This window comes from Dactylosporangium sp. NPDC051485, assembly GCF_040682015.1.
Lineage (GTDB): Bacteria > Actinomycetota > Actinomycetes > Mycobacteriales > Micromonosporaceae > Dactylosporangium.
This window is the reverse complement of record NZ_JBFAZW010000067.1, coordinates 14487-30898: the sequence shown is the minus strand read 5'-3', so window position 1 is coordinate 30898 and position 16412 is coordinate 14487. Positions and strand designations below refer to the sequence as shown.

Annotated in this window: 17 protein-coding genes and 2 pseudogenes; 8 read left to right on the top strand and 11 right to left on the bottom strand. The window is 72.6% G+C overall.

What is annotated here, in order from left to right; all coding sequences use genetic code 11:
• Window positions 1-5 precede the first annotated feature (5 nt).
• Window positions 6-620, top strand: a complete 615-nt coding sequence (locus AB0M46_RS32095) for a LysR substrate-binding domain-containing protein (RefSeq protein WP_363342138.1) — start codon at window positions 6-8, stop codon at window positions 618-620.
• A 111-nt stretch (window positions 621-731) separates the two neighbouring features.
• Entirely contained in the window at window positions 732-2108 is a 1377-nt protein-coding gene (locus AB0M46_RS32090; RefSeq protein ID WP_363342136.1) for a GAF domain-containing sensor histidine kinase, read from the top strand.
• Between the two features lie 8 nt (window positions 2109-2116).
• Here AB0M46_RS32090 and AB0M46_RS32085 read toward each other — a convergent pair whose 3' ends face one another.
• Window positions 2117-2902: a methyltransferase domain-containing protein gene (locus AB0M46_RS32085; RefSeq protein WP_363342134.1), complete on the bottom strand. Its 786-nt coding sequence runs from the start codon at window positions 2900-2902 to the stop codon at window positions 2117-2119.
• A gap of 95 nt (window positions 2903-2997) precedes the next feature.
• Here AB0M46_RS32085 and AB0M46_RS32080 point away from each other — a divergent pair, with 95 nt between their 5' ends.
• Window positions 2998-3453 (top strand): hypothetical protein, encoded by a 456-nt coding sequence (locus AB0M46_RS32080; protein WP_363342132.1) that lies wholly within the window; start codon window positions 2998-3000, stop codon window positions 3451-3453.
• Here the strand turns inward: AB0M46_RS32080 and AB0M46_RS32075 are convergent.
• Together AB0M46_RS32075 and AB0M46_RS32070 are read right to left on the bottom strand one after the other, a co-directional pair.
• Window positions 3450-4079, bottom strand: a complete 630-nt coding sequence (locus AB0M46_RS32075; protein ID WP_363342130.1) for a hypothetical protein — start codon at window positions 4077-4079, stop codon at window positions 3450-3452. The genes AB0M46_RS32080 and AB0M46_RS32075 overlap by 4 nt on opposite strands.
• A 70-nt stretch (window positions 4080-4149) precedes the next feature.
• Window positions 4150-4354, bottom strand: a pseudogene (locus AB0M46_RS32070) (helix-turn-helix domain-containing protein); the annotation flags it as partial.
• Between the two features lie 76 nt (window positions 4355-4430).
• Between AB0M46_RS32070 and AB0M46_RS32065 the strand changes: the two are divergent.
• The gene (locus AB0M46_RS32065; protein ID WP_363342128.1) at window positions 4431-4949 is read left to right on the top strand and encodes a VOC family protein; all 519 of its coding nucleotides are present in this window, start codon (window positions 4431-4433) and stop codon (window positions 4947-4949) included.
• Window positions 4950-5406: 457 nt separating this feature from the next.
• Entirely contained in the window at window positions 5407-5886 is a 480-nt protein-coding gene (locus AB0M46_RS32060) for a hypothetical protein (protein WP_363342126.1), read from the top strand.
• A 216-nt stretch (window positions 5887-6102) separates the two neighbouring features.
• On the opposite strand, the gene AB0M46_RS32055 is transcribed toward AB0M46_RS32060, so the two are convergent.
• The gene (locus AB0M46_RS32055; RefSeq protein WP_363342124.1) at window positions 6103-7548 is read right to left on the bottom strand and encodes an MFS transporter; all 1446 of its coding nucleotides are present in this window, start codon (window positions 7546-7548) and stop codon (window positions 6103-6105) included.
• 94 nt (window positions 7549-7642) lie between these two features.
• Between AB0M46_RS32055 and AB0M46_RS32050 the strand changes: the two genes are divergently transcribed.
• A complete protein-coding gene (locus tag AB0M46_RS32050; protein ID WP_363342122.1) occupies window positions 7643-8260 on the top strand; it encodes a TetR family transcriptional regulator in 618 nt (205 codons plus the stop codon).
• A gap of 107 nt (window positions 8261-8367) precedes the next feature.
• Here AB0M46_RS32050 and AB0M46_RS32045 read toward each other — a convergent pair whose 3' ends face one another.
• The 6 genes from AB0M46_RS32045 to AB0M46_RS32020 form a co-directional block, all read right to left on the bottom strand.
• A complete protein-coding gene (locus AB0M46_RS32045) occupies window positions 8368-8790 on the bottom strand; it encodes a TIGR03668 family PPOX class F420-dependent oxidoreductase (RefSeq protein WP_363342120.1) in 423 nt (140 codons plus the stop codon).
• Entirely contained in the window at window positions 8787-9623 is an 837-nt protein-coding gene (locus tag AB0M46_RS32040; protein WP_363342118.1) for an LLM class F420-dependent oxidoreductase, read from the bottom strand. Before AB0M46_RS32040 ends, AB0M46_RS32045 begins: the two co-directional genes overlap by 4 nt.
• A gap of 206 nt (window positions 9624-9829) precedes the next feature.
• The gene (locus tag AB0M46_RS32035) at window positions 9830-10156 is read right to left on the bottom strand and encodes a hypothetical protein (RefSeq protein ID WP_363342116.1); all 327 of its coding nucleotides are present in this window, start codon (window positions 10154-10156) and stop codon (window positions 9830-9832) included.
• A gap of 7 nt (window positions 10157-10163) precedes the next feature.
• Window positions 10164-10901, bottom strand: coding sequence for a hypothetical protein (locus tag AB0M46_RS32030; RefSeq protein ID WP_363342114.1), 738 nt, complete (start codon window positions 10899-10901; stop codon window positions 10164-10166).
• A 104-nt stretch (window positions 10902-11005) separates the two neighbouring features.
• Window positions 11006-11644: an HAD family hydrolase gene (locus AB0M46_RS32025; protein WP_363342112.1), complete on the bottom strand. Its 639-nt coding sequence runs from the start codon at window positions 11642-11644 to the stop codon at window positions 11006-11008.
• A 5-nt stretch (window positions 11645-11649) separates the two neighbouring features.
• Window positions 11650-12951, bottom strand: coding sequence for a transposase (locus tag AB0M46_RS32020; protein ID WP_363342196.1), 1302 nt, complete (start codon window positions 12949-12951; stop codon window positions 11650-11652).
• 38 nt (window positions 12952-12989) lie between these two features.
• Between AB0M46_RS32020 and tnpA the strand changes: the two are divergent.
• Together tnpA and AB0M46_RS32010 are read left to right on the top strand one after the other, a co-directional pair.
• A pseudogene (gene tnpA / locus AB0M46_RS32015) lies at window positions 12990-13461 on the top strand (IS200/IS605 family transposase).
• Window positions 13462-13701: 240 nt separating this feature from the next.
• The gene (locus tag AB0M46_RS32010; protein ID WP_363342110.1) at window positions 13702-14379 is read left to right on the top strand and encodes an FKBP-type peptidyl-prolyl cis-trans isomerase; all 678 of its coding nucleotides are present in this window, start codon (window positions 13702-13704) and stop codon (window positions 14377-14379) included.
• 103 nt (window positions 14380-14482) lie between these two features.
• Here the strand turns inward: AB0M46_RS32010 and AB0M46_RS32005 are convergent, their stop codons facing one another.
• On the bottom strand, window positions 14483-15790 hold the full coding sequence (locus AB0M46_RS32005) for a hypothetical protein (protein ID WP_363342108.1): 1308 nt from the start codon (window positions 15788-15790) through the stop codon (window positions 14483-14485).
• Window positions 15791-16412 lie beyond the last annotated feature (622 nt).

Sequence of the window (16412 nt, the reverse complement as noted above, 5' to 3'; positions counted from 1 at the left end):
GTGCCGTGACAGGCAGCGAGCAGGCGTTCCGGCTGGCGGTTGTGCCCGGCGTCGTCATCGACAAGTGGGCGCGCGCGTGGGCGCAGCGGCGGCCGCACAGTGCCCTTGAGCTGGTGCCGGCCGAGGCCGCCGAGGCGCCGGGGCTCATGCCCGAGCGGGCCGACGCCGGGCTGGTGCGCCTGCCCGTGGACCGGGACGTGCTGCACGCGATCCCGTTGTACACCGAGCAGACGGTCGTCATCGTCCCCCGCGACCACGTGCTGAACGCGGCCGACGAGCTGACCCTGGCCGAGATCGCGGAGATCGGCGACCCGCTGCTGCTCCCCCGCGACGACGTCATCCCGTGGGAGAGGCCGCCGGACACGCCGGTCGAACGGCCGGAGACGACGGCGGCCGCGGTGGAGTGGGCGGCGGCCGGCGTCGGGCTTCTCGTGGCGCCGCAGTCCCTGGCCCGGCTGTATCACCGCAAGGACCTGAAGTACCGCCCGGTCATCGACGCCCCGTCCTCCTCGGTCGCCCTGGCCTGGCCCCGCGACGCCCACACCGACCTGGTCGAGGAGATGATCGGCATCGTGCGCGGGCGCACGGTCAACAGCACCCGCGGCCGGCAGGGCCGCTGAACCGCGCCCTCATCTATCGGGGCGAGCGCCGGTCCCGGCCGGGGTCCGAGCGCCAATATCGCTCCCGGGTGGTGTGGGCCGGGCGGGCACCGGGATCGAGGATGGGGCCTGATGTTTGCCCTTGCTTCCGTGGACGCCGCGGTGGGCGTGGCGGCGGGACTGCTGGTGGCGGCGGTCGTCGTGGCCGCCGTCGCGTTCTACCTCGTCCGCGTCGTCGTCGTGCCGCTGCGCAAGACGGCGCTCATCGCCGACCAGCTCGCCGGTGGGCGGCTCGACCCGCGGCTGGTGCACACCGGCCTCGGCGAGATCAGCCGGCTGGGCCGGTCGGTCAACATCCTCGGCTCGTCGGTCGGGCGCGGGCTCGGCGGGCTGGCGCAGCTCGTCGAGGCCCAGACGGCGATGCGGCGGGTGGCCATGCTGGTCGCCCGCGGCGTGGGGCCGAGCGAGGTGTTCGACGCGGTGACCGGCGAGCTGGGGCGGCTGATCGGGGCCGACGGGGCCAACATCGTGCGCTTCGACGGGGACGAGTCCGGGGTGATCGTGGCCCTGTGGGGCTGGCCGGGGTCGCTGCTGCCGGTGGGGACGCGAATCTCGCTGCGGGGCACGAGCGTGTCGGCGGCGGTCCTGCGGACCGGCCGGGCGGCGCGCATGGACAGCTACGAGGACACGAACGGGCCGCTGGCCACGTTCCTGCGCGAGCAGGGCATCCGCTCGGCGGTCGGGGCGCCGATCTACGTCGAGGGCCGGCTGTGGGGCGCGGCCACGGCCTCGATGTTGCGCAACGAGCCGCTGCCGAGCGACGCCGAGGCGCGGCTGGCCGACTGCACCGACCTGGTCGCCACGGCGATCGCCAACGCGGAGGCCCGCAGCGAGCTGATCGACTCGAGGGCCCGGCTGGTCCTGGCCACCGACCAGACCCGGCGCCGGATCGAGCGCGACCTGCACGACGGCGTGCAGCAGCGGCTGCTGTGGCTCGGGCTGGAGCTGCGCGCGGCCCAGGAGGCGGTGCCGGACACGCTGACCGAGGCGCACACGCGGCTGTCGTCGGTGGTGGACGGCCTGACCGCGGGCATCGACGAGCTGCGCGAGATCAGCCGGGGCATCCACCCGACGATCCTCACCGACCGGGGGCTGGCCGCGGCGGTGAAGGCCCTCGCCCGGCGCTCCAGGGTGGCGGTGGAGGTGGACGTACGGCTGCGGGAGCGCCCGCCGGAGCCGGTGGAGGCCGCCGCGTACTACGTGATCGCCGAATCCCTCGCCAACGCGGCCAAGCACGCCGAGGCGTCGCTGGTGCGGGTCGCGGTGACGGCGAACGACGAGCGGCTGCACGTGACCCTGAGCGACGACGGGGTGGGCGGCGCGGACCCGGCCCGCGGCACGGGCCTGCTCGGCATCCGGGACCGGGTCCACGCCCTGGGCGGCACGATGCACCTGGACAGCCCGCCGGGCGAGGGCACGACCCTGGACGTCGCGCTGCCCCTGCCGTAGCGCGGTGCTCAGGCCGCTGGCTGCGCGGCCACGACTCGCTGCGCGGCCACGACTCGCTGCGTGGCCACGACTCGCCGCGCGGCCACGACGAGGAAGTTCGGCAGATGGACGTAGGCGTCGATGCCGTCGGGGCCGTCGGCGGCGGCCTCGGGGTCGAGTCCGGGCTCGGCGACCTCGGTCACGTGGCAGCCGAGGCCGATGAGCCGGTTCAGGTAGGCCGAGAGGGTGCGGTGGAAGTCGACGCCGCTGGGCCCGGGAATCTCGTACTCGGCGAGGTAACGATGGGTGCGGTACGCACCGTGCTCGCGCCACGACGACCACAGCTGCTCGAAGCACGGGTGGTTGACGGTGAACACGAACAGCCCGCCGGGCGCGAGCGCCTCCACGCACGCCCGCATCGCGTTGCTCCAGTCCGGGATCGCGGGCAGGACCATGCTGGCGACCACGGCGTCGAACGGTCCGCCGAGGTCCGGCAGGGCACACAGGTCGGCCTGCACGTACCGGATGCCCTGCGGCGCCGCGGTTTCCCGCTCCACGGCGAAGTCGAACAGCGACCGGCCGGGCTCGACGCCGACGACCTGGGCGCCGCGCCCGGCCAGCATCCGGCTGAGGTACCCGTTGCCGCAGCCGGCGTCGAGCACCCGCCGCCCGGCCAGGTCGCCGAGCATGCGCAGCAGAACCGGGTTGATCAGGTGCCGCTTGGCGAAGTCGCCGTCGTGTGCCATCTGCTCCAAGATCGCGCGGGGCATCGCCCCCCAGCGTCGGATGGCCATGTCGTTGGTCCACTCGGTCACGGTGCGCCGCCTCCGTCTCATGTATGTCGATAGGTGGTTCCGCGCTCGTCGGCACGGGGCACACGGTTGCGCCGCGGGCTGGGACACTAACCGATATGGCGTGGCTGAGCGATGCTCCTGCGGACGACGTACCACGTGGGGCGCGGCGAACGGGGGCCGCGCTCGTCCTCGCCGGCCTGACCCTCGTCGCGGCCGTGGTGGCGGCGGTCGTCATCCTCACCGACCGGGACGAGGACGCGCCGGCCCCGCACCGAGGCGAACAGCAGGCCGCCTTTCGCTCCGCCGACGGCCGGACCGAGGCGGCCGTCTACTGGTTCACCCCGATCGGCCGGTTCGCGGCGGTCACCGAGGTGGTCCTGCTACCGGCCGACGGCACGGCCGATCGCGCCGGGGTGTCGTTCGGCTGCACCGAGGACGACGACGGGCTGACCATCGTCGCCGTCACCGTCCTGCCGGACAGCATCGTGACCCGCAACCACAACGGCGACGAACGAACCATCCATTTCGACCCGCGAACGCTGCAGCCCGAAGCCACACTGGGCTCCTGCTAGAGCGGGTCGAGACGTTGCATCCAGGCGGGCGGAGCGCTCCATCGGCCCGGGTCGCCGAGCGCAGACCAGAACGGCACACGGCGAGGCTGGCGGGCGGCCCAGTCCGGCAGGGTCAGGCCGAACTCGGTGTGGCACCAATCGGCCAGGTCGTTGCCGTAGCAGATCACGTCGGTCTGGTGGACCGAGAAGACCGGGTTGCCGTCGGCGGAGTCAAGCCCGGGGAGCGGGTCGATGACCAGCGCGCGGTGACCGAACATCGGGAAGAGCCGCGGCAGTTGCGCAGCCTTGTGCCGGACGAGCTGTTCGCGTTCGGCCACCGTCGCGGGCCGTGGGCCCCACTGGTCGTCGTCCCAGAACGAATACCGCGCGTCGACGACCAGTCCCTCGGTGACGTACTCGCGCCAGGTGTCCAGCAACGCCGCCGGGTCGGTGCGCCAGTTGCGCCAAGCGGACGGTCCGACCGGCAGGGCCAAGGTGAGCATGAGCCGCAGTTCCGTGGGCAGTGTGGTTCCGGCCGCGTCTTCGACGGCGGCCAGTTCCCGGTTGTTGAGGCCAGGGGCCAACTCGGTACCGATTCGGGACAGGGCGTCGCTGAGGAACTGCGTCCATTGAGCAGGACTGGGCATCCGACGCACGGTAGCGGACCGGCGCCGGGCCTGGACCGGGATATTGCGTCGGCAGTGGCTGCACCGGCTCGGCCGTCAGCCGGTACCCGCCCAGCCCGCCCTGCTCGGCGTGCACCGGGTAGCCCAGCTCCCGCAACCGGGTCGATGTCGCGCCGCACGGTCCGGCAGGACACCCCGAGCCGCTGCGCCAGCTCGCTGCCCGGCCACAGCCGAGGGGTCTGCAACAGCGACAGCAGGGACAGCAATCGGGCACGCGCGCCGGACACAGCTGCCATTGTGCCGCTCGACTAGGACCGGAATTGACCTATACGAGATTTACCGTGGGCTCAGGTCCGCACGAGGGAGATTCTCATGAGCAGCACCGCACCGGCCGGGTACACGACGGTCGCGCCGTGGATCGTCACGCCGGACACCGGGCAGTTGCTGGACTTCATCACCGCGGTGTTCGACGGGGTCGAACTGGGGCGGGTACGGCTGGAGGACGGGACGATCGGTCACGCCGAGATCCGCGTCGGCGACACCGTCCTGCTCGCCTTCGACCGGCTACCGGACTGGCCGGCCATGCCCTCGCTACTGCGGGTCTTCGTCACCGACGCCGACGCGACGATGAAGCGCGCCGTCACCGCCGGAGCCCGCGTGGTCACCGCACCGGCCACCCAAGCCTTCGGTCAGCGGGGCGGCCGGATACGTGACCCGTTCGGCAACATCTGGTGGATCAGCGCGGTGGTCGAGGACGTCGCACCCGAGGAAGGAATGCGGCGGCTCGCCGAACCGCCGTACGCCGAGGCGATGCGCGACGCCCAGGAGACCCTGGACCGGGAACTGAGCGGCCGCGCCGACAGCATCGTCAGCCGCCCGCTGATCGGCTGAGCCCGTACCTGTCCAAGACGCCGCATTACCCAGCTTCGGACGCGCACCCCTTCTCGGCTCGATGAGTGTGTCGTCGTCGCCGATGCGAGGGCAATGACGCGAGCCAACAACGGACCGATCACCAGTGCGCGACGCCGGGTCGGAATCACCAACCTGCAACCGCTTCGGCAGCGCCAGCCCCAGGTCAACCCGCGCATCCGCCCAGCTCAACATGGACGAAGCCGCGATCGAGCCGTGCAGGTTCATCGCTAGCCAGCCCGGCGAGCCTGCGGACTTGCCTCGCTGCCGTTGGTCACCACATACCGGCCCTGCCCCCAACTGGGTACGCCAACAACGCGGCGGCAGCCGCCCGAGCCGCTTTCTGGTTCGCCTCGAACTGCGGCGTGGCCGGCCTGGACCCGCTCGGCGACAACCGACGGCTCGGTCCGCAGTCCTGCGGGCTTGCTATCGTCCGCCGGTGGTGAAGCGATTCGGGGACCGCGCCACGTTCGCGGTCGAGGTCGGCCCGGCCGACGGGACCGGCCTGCGCACGGTCGACCTGTGGCTGGCCGGCAAGCGCCTGACCGTCGACGACAACGCCGCGTACGTGCCGTCGGTGCGGCATGCGATGCGCACGACCGCCGCCCGGGTCCGCCGCCGTGACCTCGCGCCGCGCCCGTTCCCGGACCGGTCCCCCGAGGAAACATTCGGTGTGCTGCTGGCGAACCAGACCGGGTTCCGCGAGCGATACTGGTTCCTGAACCTGACCGAGATCGTCGACAACACCACGCGGTACGCCTGGCTGGACGGTGACCGCCTCGTGGTCGTCTTCGCGTTCTGGCGCCCGACCCATCCGGAGCCGTCGGAGATCGATCTGCCGTTCGTGGCCAAGCTCGGCCCCGACGACCTCGCCGCAGCGCTGGAGGCCGCCGCCGACTACCTGAACGACGGGGACTGATCCGGGCCTTCGCGCGCTTGCGCTTGGCGCGCGGCCACGTGGTCCAGATCGCGCCGGGGCAGCCGATCCAACCCGCCAAGGTGCAGCTGAGGGGTGGGCGCTAAACCCCGACGTCGGCCTGGGCGCCGGCGTAGATGCGCACCGAACCGGGGACGCCGGCAACCGCCCGCGGGCCCGGATCCGCGGCGGGCCGCCGATCCGGGTCCGCGGGGCCGGTCACTCCTCCGGCAGGGCCGCGTCCGTCGTCGAGGCGTGGCGGGGAATCAGCAGGGCGAGCAGGGCGGCGGCCACGGCGGCGACGGCGCAGATGGCGAACAGGGTGCGGTAGCCGGACAGGGACGGCAGGGCGTGGCCGGCCAGGTTGATGGTCATGGCGGCCAGGATGGCGCCGCCGATCGCGCTGGCCAGGGAGCTGCCGACGCTGCGGAACAGCGCGTTGAGGCCGTTGGCCGCGGCCAGTTCCGAGCGCGGGGCGGCGTGGATGATGAGGCCCGGCATGGCGGCGTAGGCGATGCCCGTGCCGGCGCCGGAGATGGTGGCGCCGAGCACGACCTGCCAGAGGCTGTCGGTGAGCACGATTCGCGTGGCGAAGCCGGCGGCGATGATGAGCGAGCCGACGATGAGCGCGGTGCGCGGGCGCAGCCGGGCCGACAGCGGGGAGAGCAGGAGCATGGCGATGCCGCCGGGGAGCATGCACAGGCCGCCGGCGAGCACGGACTGGCCGAAGCCGTAGCCGGTGGCCTTCGGGGCCTGCACGTAGGAGGCCGTGCCGATGAGGGTGGCGAAGAGCGCGAAGCCGACGCACAGGGACGCGAGGTTGGTGATCAGCAGGGCGGGCCGGGCGGTGGTGCGCACGTCGACCAGCGGCGAGGCGATCCGCAGCTCGGCGAGGACGAAGACGACCAGCAGTACCGCTGCGGCAACCAGGAGGCCGATCGTGAGCGGATCGGTCCAGCCCCAGGAGTCGCCCTGGGCCAGGGGCAGCAGCAGGGCGAGCATGGCGGCGCCGAGCAGGGCGGTGCCGACGAGGTCCATGCGGCCCTTGGCGACCCGGGCGGGCTCGCGGACCAGCAGCACGATGCCGGGCATGGCGAGCACGCCGCCGGCGACGCAGACCCAGAACAGGACGTGGTAGTCGGCGTACTGGGCGATCAGGCCCGCGAGGGGCAGGCCGAGCGCGCCGCCGACGCCGAGCATGGCACTGATCAGGGCGATGCCGGCGGGCGCGTGCTCCTTGGGGAGGATGACGCCGATGAGGCTGATGCTCAGCGGTACCGCGGCGACCGCCAGGCCCACGACGGCCCGGCCGATGATCATGACCGTGAGGTTGGAGGCCAGCGCGCAGATCAGCGAGCCGGCGACCAGGGCGGCGAGGGTGACGAGCACCATGCGGCGGGTGCCGTAGAGGTCGCCCAGCCGGCCGAACGCGGGCACGGCGATCGCGCCGACGAGCAGGGTCGAGGTGAGCACCCAGGCGATCCCGTCGCCGCCGGCGTGCAGGTCGACGGCGATCTCGGACAGCACCGGCACGAGCAGGGACTGGGTCAGCGAGACCATGAGCGCCGCGGTGCCGATGACCAGCACGACGACGATCTGGCCCGTGGTCCAGGACTGCTTCTGCGGCGTCCGGGGCGGCGCCGTCGCGTCCAACCTCACGGTCATGATCAAGCTCCATCAACCTGGGGGAATGTGGCACAATCTGCCACGAGGCAGAGCCTGCCACGCTTAGATTGCCATTCGGTGTCCAGCGGGCCGGGTGAGATCGTGGTCACATACGGAGAGGGGTGGACCGATCGAGAGCCTGAGGGAGCGCAAGCGGGAGCGCAGCCGCGCCGCCACCGTCGAGGCGGCGTGGCGGCTGTTCATCGAGCGCGGCTACGACCAGGTGACCGTGCAGGACATCTGCGTCGCGGCCGACATCGCGCCGAGGACCTTCCACCGGTACTTCCCCAGCAAGGACGACGTCGTCGCCGAGCCGATGCGCCGGATGACCGCGCTGGCCCTCGAGGGGATCGCCGCCGCGCCGGACGGCACCCCCGACGCGGCCACCCTGCACCGGGCGCTGCTCGCCGTCGGCAGCTTCGTGGTCGAGCACCGCGAGCTGCTCACCGGCCTGCGCACGGTCGTCCTGCAGTCCAGCCACCTGCGGGCCAACCCGCCGAGCGTGCGCCCCGACCAGGAGGCCAGGCTGGTCACCCAACTGGCCGCGCGCGGCGACCGCGACCCGGCCGGCTGGCGGCTGCGACTGCTCGTCGCCTGCGCGGTGGCAGGCTTCCGGGTGTGGTACGAGGACTACCTCCACGAGGCCCCGCCCGACCCGCTCGCCCACCTCGACGCGGTCCTGCACACGGCGGTTGACCCACACACGGGGTGAGACGCCCAGGAGCCCACTACGACGTGGGCCGGGCGCTGACCTTCCGGTGGCGCCCCGCCTTGAGCGCGGCCCGCCGGAGCAGCACCCGATGACGGCGATCCGGTCCGTTACGCAACCGCCCCCGGTCCCCCGCCGCCCGACCAGCTCGACCAGTGCGCCACGTCGATGGCGAGCAGCGCGCCGCGCAGGGAGAACTGGGGGTAGCGGGCGGTGAGCAGCGCGACGGCCCGGCCGGCCTCGTCGCCGGCCGGGTCCAGCTCCCTCGCGGTACCGTCGGCCCTCGCCCACCACAGGGCCGACCAGTCCTCGTCGTAGTGGTCGACCAGCACCGCGGCCCTCGGGTTGGCCCGCAGGTTGCTCAGGCGGCGCAATTCGATGCTGCGCTTGGGTTTGGCGTCCACGCCGTGGTAAATGGTGTCGCCGTCCACGGCGAAGACGATCGGGACCACGTGCGGGACGCCGTCCGGGGTGGCCGTGGCCAGGCGGGCCACCCGGGACGCGGCGAAGCGGGCCTTCGCCGCCGCGGTCATGCCGATTCGCCGGCGAACACGGCGATGGCGTGCTCCCACGTGTCCAGGGCGCGCTCCACGGTGGAGCGCGGCCCCGACGGCAGCCAGTGGCTCGCGCGCTGGACGCCGGCGTCGTGGAGGCGTTGCAGTACCAGCGGATCCGCCGGCGCGGAGAGGACCTGCACCTCGATCGGGCGCTCGGCACGGGACCGCAGCTCGGTGATGCGGTCGAAGATGGCCTCGTCGTAGTTGGGGAACCAGGCGTCGCCGAAGGCCAGGACGCGGTCCAGGACGGTCGGGCCGGCGCCGCCGACCAGGATCGGCGGGTACGGGCGCTGGGCCGGCTTCGGGTATGACCAGATGCGGTCGAACGAGACGTGCTCGCCGTGGTACGTCGCCTCGTCGGAGGTCCAGATGGCCCGCATCGCCTCGATGCGCTCGCGCAGGATCGCCATGCGCCGGCGCGGGTCGGTGCCGTGGTTGCGCATCTCCTCGCGGTTCCAGCCGGCGCCCACGCCGAACTCGAAGCGGCCGCCCGAGAGGTGGTCCAGGGAGGCCACCTCCTTGGCGGTGATGATCGGGTCACGCTCGATGACGAGGCAGATGCCGCTGCCGATGCGCAGGCGGCTGGTGGCGCAGGCGGCGGCGGTCAGGGCGACGAACAGGTCGTACGTGTGCCAGTAGCGGCGCGGGAGCTCGGCCTGGCCGTCCTGGTACGGCGTGTCGCGGCTGGCCGGGATGTGCGTGTGCTCGGCGAAGAACAGGGCGGTCTGGCCGCGCTCCTCGACCAGGCGGGCCAGGGCGCCCGGGGACATGGCGTTGTCGGCGGGAAAGAAACCTACTCCGAAATCCATGCCGCCATGCCTACCCCAGCGGCGGCCGGAATAGCGGCCTGCTGCTCCCGCAGCCAGCTCGGCGTGGCCGGGTCGGCCCACGCGGACTCGTCCCGGCCGTGGCCGATGACGACCGCGCCGGCGGGCGGGGCGGCGGCGTGGGCGGCGACGGCGACGGCGACGGCGGATCATCGCCCTGGCGGCGGGACGGGCCGCGCTCGCCCCCACTACTCGTCGCCGGCCCGAGCGCGCACGCTGCGATCCGGTCCGGGTCGGGGCCCGGCGTCGGCCGGGCGTAGCGGTAGCCCTGGGCGATGTCGCAGCCCAGGGCTCCGCAGCGCGGCGGCGTGCGCGGCGCCCTCGGCGACGACGGTCATGCCGAGCCCGATGGCCTCGCGGACCAGGACGGCGTCGTCCTGGCCGGGGTGAACTCGGCCGGCGAGATCGGGCCGCGCGTCGCCGGTGAGGGCGTCGTGGTGCGCCTGGTGACCGATCCGGCCTTCGCCGCGTTCACCCGCGAGGTCCGCGAGGCCAACGCCGCCGAAGTACCACAACCCCCGCTCAGGCGACCACGGCCACCCCCGACTGAGACTCGCCGAACTCCCAGCCCGCCAGCAGCTTGCGCCGGCCGTCGAGGGCCGAGGTGCCGGTCGGCCACTCGTCCGCGCCCAGGTAGCGGGCGCCCGCGTCCCGCGACGAGAACGGCTCCAGGCAGTGCAGGCGCAGGTGGTCACGCAGCTGCGGCGGCTCGACCGCGGCCAGCGCCGCCTCCCGGCCCTCCTCGACCCGCCGCCGGCCTTCCGAGCCGAACGAGGCCAGCGCCGGCAGGCGGTGCGTGAACGTCGCCATGCGCATGGCATCGTGCAGGGTGCCGTCCGTGGCCAGGCGCAGCAGCGCCGAGATGCGATAGTTCAGCCGCTTCGCCGACTCGGCCGTCAGGTCGAGGCCGTGGCGGGCGAGCAGCACGCCCAGGTCGGCGCCGCGCACGAGCATGCCGGCATCGGCCGCCCGCACGTCGGCGAGGAACGCCGTCGGCAGCACGTCGTCGTCCCACTCGACCGCGAACAGCGAATTGGCCAGGTCGAACTCCCAGGCGAGGGCCTCATGGTCGTCGTCGAGGTAGCAGTCGTCGACGGCTGGTAACGCGACCGGGGCGGACGACCCGAGGGCGGCCGGGGTGAGCCAGGGGGCCGGGAGCAGGAACTCGTCAAGGGTGTCGCCGCCGTAGTAGGCGTCGTAGGAGCCGGCAGGGAAGTCGGACCGCCCGAGCAGGACGGCGAACGCAAACGTCAGGTCCACGCCACGCAGTCTGCACCAGGGGTACGACAAAATCGGCTCTGCGGGTCAGTCGGTGCTGCCCGCCCCGTCGCGTCCAGGATGGGGACACTGGATGCCGGGCGCTCTCAGGCGGTGGCGAGCAGGGCCACCACGGCCTCGGCGACGGAGCCGGCGGTGACGTCCGGGCGGGGGTCGGGCGTCGCGCCCGGCTGCGTGATCCACGCGGTGCGCAGGCCGGCGGCGGCGCCCCCGGCGATGTCGTGCGCCAGGCTGTCGCCGACCATCCACCCGCCGCCGTCCGCGCTCAGCCCGCAGCGCGCGGCGGCCAGCCGGAAGATGCGCGGGTCGGGCTTGCGCAGGTCGACGTCCTCGGAGATGCACCAGGCGTCGACGTGCCGGTCGAGGCCGGTGTTGCGGATCTTCCCGAGCTGGTTCCCGGTCGTACCGTTGGTCACGATCCCGACCCGCCAGCCCGCCGCCCGCAGCCCGGCCAGCGCGGCCAGGTCCTCGCCGCGGCACCGGACGAGCTCGGGCATCCGCCGCCGATACTGCCGCCACAGTTCCTCGCCGGACGCGTCCAGCCCGAACCGGTCGCGGACGAGGTCGAAGAACCCGCCGCGCGGCCCCTCGTGCCGCGCATCGGCGGCGACCAGCCACCCGGCGTCCACGCCGTGCTCCGCGGCGAACTCCGCCGCCCACGCACCGAACGCGAGGTCCCGCTGCACGAGCGTGTTGTCGAGGTCGAACAACGCGAGCGCCTGCATGGCCGCTATCGCCCCGGCTCGCGGTAGCCGCCCGGGACGCCCCTCGCCACGTGTCGCTGCCTGTTCACCGCACGAACCTTGACATCCTCTCCGTCCTCAAGGACGGAGATTCCCTCCACGCTGCGCGTGGAGCACGCGGCGTCCGGGTGGGTTTCCGCTTCGCCGCGCGGTGCCGGCACTCGTGCCGGTCTTACCTGCGCTCCACGGTCGTTTCCGTTGTCCGCCTGTCCGGCGGCCAACACGTTCAGCGCCGCATTCACGTCCCGGTCGTGGGCCGCCCCACAGAGGCAGTCCCACGCCCGGACGTTGAGTGCCATCTTCTCGTTGACCCGGCCACACACCGAACACCTGCGGGTAGACGGGAAGAACCGGTCCACCCGGGCGAACGTGCGCCCGTACCGGGCAGCCTTGTACTCCAGCATGGCCGTAAACGACGACCATCCCGCGTCGTACACCGATCTGGCCAGCCGGGTCCGGCCGAGTCCGGCGACGCACAGGTCCTCGACATACACCGCTTGGTTCTCGCGGATGATCGCCGTGGACAGCTTGTGCTGCCAGTCCCGCCGGGCATCGGCTACCCGGGCATGCGCCCGAGCAACCTTGACGACAGCCTTGCGGCGATTGGCCGAGCCGTTCTGCTTGCGCGAGAGGGCCTGCTGCAACCGCTTGAGCTTGCGGGCGGCGCGGCGCAGGAACTTCGGCGCGGTCACCTTCGTGCCGTCGGACATGACCGCGAAGTGGGTCAGGCCGAGGTCGATGCCGACCTCGGCTTCGACCGGCGTCAGCGTCTCGTCCCCGGCGGTCTGCACGACGAACGAGGCGAAGTACCGTCCGGCCGCGTCCTTGATGATCGACACGGATGTGGGGTCCGAGGGAAGCGGCCGGGACCAGCGCACCTCCACATCGCCGATCTTCGGCAGCCGCAGCCGGCCGTTGCCCAGCACCCTGAACCGGGAGTTCTTCGTAAACCGGATCGCCTGCCGGTTGTCCTTACGCGACCGGAACCGGGGCGGCGCAACCTTACGGCCCCGGCGTTTCCCGGCGACCGAGGCGAAGAAGTTGCGGTACGCGGTGTTCAGATCCACCAGAGCCTGCTGGAGCACCACCGCCGACACCTCACCCAGCCACGCCCGCTCCGGGGTGCCCTTGGCCAAGGTGACGACCCGCTTGGACAGGTCCCCGTCCGAGATGTACTGCCCGCCCGCCTCACGTGCCCGCAGGCGCAGGCGCAGCCCGTCGTTGAACACCACCCGAGCACACCCGAACGCCTTCCCCAGCTCGACCTGCTGGCCAGGCGTCGGATACACCCGGAACTGGTACCGCAGCTGCACAATCACCACTGTATATGGCTGAACTTCAGGACATGCACACCGGCAGACACCGTGTTTCCGCGATGCATGCCCATGTGGTGTTCGTGACAAAGGTTCCGGCACAACGTGTTTACCGACCGGCACCTGACCCGGACGGAACAGATCATGCGGGACATGTGCCGCGACTTCGAGGCCGACCTGGTCGAGTGCAACAGCGAGCACAACCACGTGCACCTGCTGGTCAACGTTCCACCCAAAGTGGCCGTGGCCCGGCTGGTCAACAGCCTCAACGGCGTCTCCTCCCGCCGCCTGCGGCAGGAGTTCCCCGAACTGGCACACCACCACTACCCAGCCAACAAACTCTGGCCAGGTTCGTACTTCGCAGACTCCGCCGGCGGCGCACCACTGAGCGTCGTGAAGCAGTACATCGAGCAGCAGAACCGTCCCGGTCAAGGCACTGCCCGGGCCTGCCGGCCCTCCCAGCACGGGCCTTCACCCCCGACCTGAAGGCCGGAGCACTGGCCCGCATTCCGGTAGCAAGGGGCAGGCGATGGGCTTACTGGTTGGCCGGCGCCACCAGGAGTGCGGGGCAAGCGCGAGCATGCCGGAGACGAGCGGGGCCCGCTACCCCGGTCGGGCACCTGGGCCGGTTCGGCGAGATCACCGGCTTCCTCCGCGCCCGCCTCACCGCTCGACCGGGCCGCCGGGGGAGGCGGAATTCCCGGGTTATCGGTGTACGGTGTGCCGGTGAACGAACGGATGCGCACCGCTACCCCCAAGCGCCCCAGCGGCGAGCCGCCCGCCCTCACCAAGGCCGACAAGCGCGCGCTGGCCAAGGCGGCCAAGGCCCGGGCGGTCCGCGCCGCCAAGATCCGGCAGGGCCTGACCATCGCCGGGTCGGCAGTGGCCGTCCTGGCGATCGTCGTCGCGCTGGCGCTGTGGGGACCGTTCGGCGACTCCGCCCCGTCGTCCAGCACCGCGAGCGCCGCCGCGGAGGCCACCACCGCCGCCGCCCCGACCACGGCCGCGTTCCCGCCCCTGCCGCCGGACGCCGACCCGGCGCTGTCCAAGAAGCCCGAGGTCAAGGCCGGCGGCGGCAGCGTCACCTCGCTCGTGGTGCACACCGAGGTCGAGGGCAAGGGCGAGGCCACCAAGGCGGGCCAGACCATCACCGTGAACTACGTCGGCGTCAACTACGCCGACGGCAAGCAGTTCGACGCCTCCTGGGACCACTCCCAGGCCTTCAGCTTCCAGCTCGGCGCCGGGCGCGTCATCAAGGGCTGGGACCAGGGCCTCGTCGGCGTCAAGGTGGGCAGCCGCGTCCAGCTCGACATCCCGGTCGCCCTGGCCTACGGCGACAACCCCCAGCCCGGCCAACCGCAGGGTTCGCTGCGCTTCGTCGTCGACGTTCTGGCCGCCAGCTAAGGTCTGTATCGAAGTCCGGTTGTAATGCCGGGCTTGGTCGACAGTTCGGGGTGTGCGTCTCGTCGTTCCGGCGTGGTCTCGGCCACTGGTGTGGTTGCGGGTCTCATCCGGGGTTGTCGAGGGCTTGTCCCGAAGGTTCGCCGAGCGCCCCGCCGCCGGCTGTGCTGGCTGGTGGTGGGCTGCGGCCGCCGCGACCGTCCACCAGTGTGGTGGGGGTCGGGGTGGTGGGTTCCGGTTGACTCGGACAGGGCTCCTTGCAGCCCCACGTTGATGGCCTCGACCCCGTACCGGTCGAGGGTCGCCCGCGCCGCATCCCAGTCGACCCGGGCGGTGCCGGGCTCGGCGGGGTCGGTGAGCACGGTGTGCGCGCCGACCAGCGCGGCGACGAGGTCGCGGTCCCCGGCCAGCCCACAGCCAGGGCAGTGGTGGCGGCGATCCGCCAAGCCCTTCGGGACCCGCTGGCCGCAAAGGCAGTGCTGGGTCCAGGCGGTGTGCCGGGTCCGGGTCCGCGGCCGGTGTGGGCGACGACCGCGGTCGTTTCGCGGCGCAACGCGGTCAGCAGCATGCCCGGGGTGAAGGCGTGGATACCGCGGCCCCACCGCCGGGCCCAGACACGGATATCGGCGTCCTCGACCACCAACCCAGCGCCGTGGACCGCGACCAGGGCCGCGGCGGTGATCCGGGCGCGGGTGTGCCCGGCCTTGGTGCGGGCAGCACCGTCGGCAACAACCCGCCCCCGTAGCCGCCGGTAGGTGCTCGACGCGATGTCATGCCGGTAGGCGCGGACCGGTATCCCGACGGTGTTGGCAACCCGTGGCCCGCCGGGCACGGTGACCTGCACCGGCGGGAGCCCGACCGCGCGGCGCCGGTCGGCGCGGCGCTGCTGACGTGGCGAGAGCCGGTACTGGCCGGGGTTCGCAGCACGGCGGGACCGGTCCAGGGCCCGGTTGCGGCGCCGCTGCCGCAACCGCTCCTCCACCAGAACAGCGTCGTGGTCGCCGGTGCGGGCGACACGGCTGGCCGCCAACCCGCCGTCCGGGCCGACCGGGACCGAGACCACGGTCAGGTTGGACACGTTGACGTCCACCCCGCCCCGCCGCTCCAGCAGGGCGGCAGCCTGACGCCGCTGCGTGACGGCGGGCGAGGTGTAGCCGGGGCCAAGGACCATCAGGTGCGCCTCATACCGCCACCCACCCGCCGCGCCCGGGTCACGGTGCCGGACCAGGTCAATCTTGTGCCATCCGTCAGGATAGGCGAGGTAGTGCTCCAGGACCGGCCGGCGGCCCGGGCCTTGCGGCAGCCGCACCGGTATGACCAGGTCACCGCCGCCGAGGCCGGTTAGGATCATCGCGAACGGGCCGTCGTGATCCCACCACGACCGCACCGACACCCCGCCGGCGGTGGCGGTCACGGCCGGCATCCGACGCGGCTGCCACAACCGGCCACCGCGCCCGAACGCGGCCCAATGCCCGGCCAGGCTCCCCACAAGCCGGAACGTCTCCCACTTCCGGGCACGAGTATGCGAACGAGCCCGACCCGGAATCACGGCAAACTCCCACCAGCCACCCGGCCGGGGCCGGCCATGCCGACGGCCGGTGACATCAGGAAACAGATGCCGCTCAGTGGCTTCCCACACCCCATCGGCCAGATGCATGGCCAGGGCCTTCGTCAGATACCGCCGCAGGTGCGGTGCACCGTCCAGATGCCGGTAGGCGGCATGTTCCAACCCGCTACGAGACAACCCGAGCCGGCCCCGGACCGCTTCCGGCCCAGCCGCCGCCCGCTCACGGCCAGCAGCCCAGAAGGCGTCAACCCGGGCCCGGGCGTCACGCTGCACCGCACGCCGGACCGCGAACGCAGCCCCGAACACCCGCTCCAACACCAGCCGCACCCGCGGCTCACGCACATCCAACGGCAGACGCAACACCGACACCGGACCCTCATGCTGCCACGGCACCGCCCGGTTCGGCCCCCGACGCCGCGGCCCTGCCCCCGCCACACATCGACACTACCCAACGTGCCGCTCAGCCGGA